This window comes from Yersinia sp. 1252 StPb PI (assembly GCF_048593885.1).
Lineage (GTDB): Bacteria > Pseudomonadota > Gammaproteobacteria > Enterobacterales > Enterobacteriaceae > Yersinia > Yersinia enterocolitica_E.
The window spans coordinates 1-4583 of the sequence record NZ_JAZGQE010000258.1; the positions used below are offsets into that span (position 1 = coordinate 1).

The window sequence follows — 4583 nt, forward strand, 5'->3', positions numbered from 1 at the left end:
CAGGTTAAATTTAAGTCTGGCTTTATGAAGTTTTATGAGCATGGGATTAATTTAGAGGATTTTGATGGTGAAGATACAGTAAAAGCTGGAAAGTATTATGTAGAAATGAATTTAAACTCAAAAAATATTGAAAGTTTAAATGTAAACTTTATTGAAACAGATAAAGAACAAGGTGTTCAACCTTGTTTCACTCCGAAAGATATACTGGCTTTTGGTGTAAGACTGAGCATGCTCCCTCAGGACTGGCAAAGCAATGGTTGCATCTTAATTAACGATATTATCCCAGATGCAACAATAACTTTTGACGATGGCGATCAGAAGCTATATCTGACGATACCACAGGTCTATGTGGAGAGTATGCCTAATGGATATATTAGACCAGAGTTATGGGATGAGGGTGTCCCAGCATTAACCTTAGCTTATAGTTTGAATGCATCTAATTATAAAAACTCATCTGAATATAATGATCATAAAAAAAACAAACAATTCTATTATGGCAGCTTGAATACATCAGCAAAGCTAGGACCATGGCGATTTTATACTAATGGTATGGCAAATAGTAGTAGCGATGAAAGTGTAACGTGGAATAACCAATCTGCTTATATACAGAGATCATTCGCGGCCAATCAGTCACAATTTATCTTTGGAGATGTGAATACTACTGGGGCTATGTTTAATACCACGCCACTTCGGGGGGCCAGCCTATATACTGATGATCGCATGCTGCCAAATTCTATGCGGGGATATGCACCAGTAATCAGAGGGGTCGCCGACAGTAATGCCTTGGTCACCATCCGACAAAATGGCAATGTTATCCATGAAACAAATGTTCCCCCTGGCGAGTTTATTATAAATGATTTAAATACAGCCGGTTATGGTGGGAATCTTGAAGTAACTATCAGAGAAGCAAGCGGAAATATAAGAGTACAAGTTGTGCCTTATTCTAGTATTCCTCAACTTTTACGTGAAGGATACTCAAGATACACGGCCACAGTAGGTGAGATAAGAAGCTCAAACCTTAGTGATCCACCCATGTTATTTGAGGGGAGCTATCAATATGGATTTAATAATTATATTACTGGCTATGGTGGTATACAGAAAACTATATCAACTGATTATTTTGCATTGCTTGGTGGGGTTGCATTTAATACACCAGTCGGTGCGTTAAGTTTTGATGCGACACGTTCTTCAACTTCAGTTAAAGCAGATGATGAATCGCAATGTGACTCTACATTTTGCAATATGAGTTTTAAAGTAAGCCTGGCGAAGGTCGTTGAACCAACAAAAACTAATTTTAGCTTAATGGCATATCGCTACTCAAGTAGTAATTATTTTACATTAATGGATGCGCTTAATACTGTTGAGGCCCAAAAGAGTGGCAAAGGTATTCGTACTGAAAATTATCGCGAAGTACTTGAAGCAAATATAAATCAAAATCTATCCCCTGGGTGGGGAAGCCTCTTTTTAACAACCTACTATGGTCGATACTGGCATAAAGATGTTAATGAGAAGAATACGTTAAACTACCAAGTTGGCTATGCAAACTCGGTAGGGTCCGTCAATTATAGCTTAGGTTTTAATCGGTTAAATAATCGCTATGGTAATGGTGAGAATACCTTACGTTTATCACTCAGCATTCCATTAGATACGGCTTCAAGTCATCGTAATAGGCCAAGATTAACGTCGACAATAAGTCATAATGATCGCGAGTCCCGATTAAAAACAGCGATTAGTGGTACTGTTGGCGAACATCAAGAATATAGCTATGGATCTTGGATCGATGGAACAAGCAATAGTGATCGCAATTTCGGCATTAACGGTGGATATAGTGGTAACACATCATTAATAAATCTTGGTTATAGCCAAGGTAGATCGAACTCTATGGCTTCAGTAAATTTAAGTAGTGGTATTGTCGTGCATGCCGGCGGAGTGAACCTATCGCATTCTATTAGCGATACCTTGGGTATTATTGAAGCCAAAGGTGCGACTGGAGCCAGTATTTATCCTTATACAAATGCACGGGTAGCTAAAAATGGATATGCTATTTTACCGTATTTGTCACCATTCCAATATAATGATATCTCTCTTAATGTAAAAGATATGCCAACTAATATAGAGATTGAAGAGGATAGAATTAAAATAGTGCCAACAGCAGGTGCTTCTGTATTAGTTAAGTTTGATACTAAAAATATTAATAACCAAATTCTTAAGATTAAGAATGAAGAAGGACACTATATCCCCTTTGGTGCCAACGCCTATAATGCTGCTGGTGATTCACTAGGTGTGGTTGGTCAAGGTGGGAATATCATTCTCTCGAGTGAGAAATCGCAGAGTATTACTATTGTTTGGAACAGTAAAGAAGGCATACAGAAATGTTTTATCAACTATATACCTGAACTCTATTCTGACTATGAAAACATAAAAATCGTCAACACTATTTGTCGTAATGAAAGTAGCTAACCTAATTGAGGTGAATGTTATATGTTAATTATTAGGATGTTAACCCTTATTGCTTTGTCGTTAGGTTGGATGAGTTCGAGTGTAATAGCTGCAACCTGTTCGGGAAATGTAGCAACGGTTGCTATGCCTCAATTGGTTCTTAACCCAGCAGAAAATGGAGCAATAGGTTCTGTTCTTGGATCGCGGCTTATTCCCGTTAATACATTAAATTATACCTGTGGGGGGGGGGTAAAAACCCGCCTAACGTCTACTTATACGCGCGGTAATTCTTTATCAGCTCTTCCTGATGTATACAGTACTGAAATTGGTGGTGTAGGAATCAGAATAAAATGGCCCGTTAGCCGTGACGCTGCTTATTTTCCAACGATTCAAGATTGTCAATCGCCTTGCACCATAAATAACGACAGTTTATTAATCGAATTTATTCAAACCGGAAAAATAACAGCAGGGGATATCCCCCAGGGTGAAATTGCAAAGGTTGTCCTTACTGCAGCTGAGGAGGCAAGCAATAGTCTAACATTATTATCTATAGTGTTAACAGCCAATACTTCAGTTGTTGTACGTTCCTGTATGATCGCAAATTCAAATTTAAATATTGATTTGGGAAATTATCCTCTTTCTGATTTCAATACAGGTAATAAACATGGAACTCCAATTCCATTTTCAATCTCAGTATATTGTCCACAGGCGTCTTCTGTAAAAATAGCATTTACCACTGTTGAACAACAACCTGTAACCTCCTCTAGAGGGGTTATCCAAAATACTATTCCCGTTGAAAATGGTGGTGCGAAAGGAATAGGGACAAGGATGTTAACTGGGAATGGGATTAATGCTCAACAGGTGGATGGTACAAAATCATCCGAAATTATATTTAACGTAGATGAACATAAAGATCTAAAATATTTTGCCCAAATATACATAGTGGATCCAAATAGGAAAAACATCACATCAGGAAATGTTGCTGGCCAAGTTTATTTCAATTTAACGATAGAGTAATATCATGTTTGGTATCGTCAGAATGGTTATTATTAATAGGATGTATTTAACAGGCTGCATTGTCGCGCCATTCGCATTTATGTGCGCACAGGTTAATGCTCAAATACAGCCACCACAATTAAATACTCAAGCATCAAACGCATCCAGAGAATTAGATAGACTGGAACGTAGCCGTACACGCTCAATGATTCAAGATGAAAAACGTAGAGAGAGCGAAATAAGACGTCAGAATAATATTCTCAATGAGCAGCATGAGGATAATCTTTTGAAGTCAAAATATACGTTTTTTATTCATCATATTAGTATTGAAAACGATGATATCTATGCCAATTCACCACAAAGGCAGAAGATTATTATGCAATTCTTAGATACTGAGATGGGACAAAAGGAGATAATGGAATTGGTTAAGGATTTGACCAATTTCTATGTTGGCAAGGGTTATGCGACAACGCTGGTGACTGTTCAACCGGGTAGTTTACGTGAGGGGGTACTTAAATTAGAGGTATTATGGGGGAAGATTTCAGGGTTTAGTGTCGAGGGGAATCCACCCACATTCTTTGAAAAAACCAGGCTGTTTAGTGCAATTCCTTTTGCCCAAGGGAATAAACTTAAAATGTCAGATATTGACCAAGGGTTGGATAACTTACTTCGAGTTTCAAGGACTGATAAATTACAAATTGTTCCATCGGATGACTTTGGCTACTCAACTTTAGATCTCAGTAATTCAAGTTATTTTCCTATTTCACTCTCTGTAGGGATGAATAACTCAGGCCGTGAAGATGATGGTTGGCATCAATACAATTCGACTTTGACCGTAAATAATTTTTCCGGATTTAATGACTCTTTATCTTTCTATTATGCTTACAATGATTTGTATGCCAAAACCGATAGTCAAAGTTCTTGGTCTATGAATTACAGTTTACCACTTGGCTATTGGTTGCTAGATGCTTCCTTATATCGTTCTGAATATGAGAAGGTTATTGGTGGATACTTTGGTGGCTATCATAGTGAAGGTACTTCCCAGCGGGCTTCTACTAAATTAAGCCGCGTTATTTTTCGAGACGCAGTGGGGAAGTTTAGTGCTTATACAAAGGTTGAAGGCCGCGATAATACTAATAAAATAGAAG

3 protein-coding genes are annotated in these 4583 nt (G+C 37.8%); all 3 read left to right on the plus strand.

Annotated features, from left to right (window positions below):
- The coding region (locus V2A85_RS22015; RefSeq protein ID WP_420072368.1) for a fimbria/pilus outer membrane usher protein at positions 1 to 2460 on the plus strand (2460 nt) is incomplete at its 5' end.
- A 21-nt stretch (positions 2461 to 2481) separates the two neighbouring features.
- Complete coding sequence (locus V2A85_RS22020; protein WP_420072369.1) at positions 2482 to 3456, plus strand: fimbrial protein; 975 nt, start codon at positions 2482 to 2484, stop codon at positions 3454 to 3456.
- Between the two features lie 4 nt (positions 3457 to 3460).
- Positions 3461 to 4583, plus strand: a 1123-nt coding sequence (locus tag V2A85_RS22025; RefSeq protein WP_420072370.1) for a ShlB/FhaC/HecB family hemolysin secretion/activation protein, incomplete at its 3' end; no start/stop codon positions are given.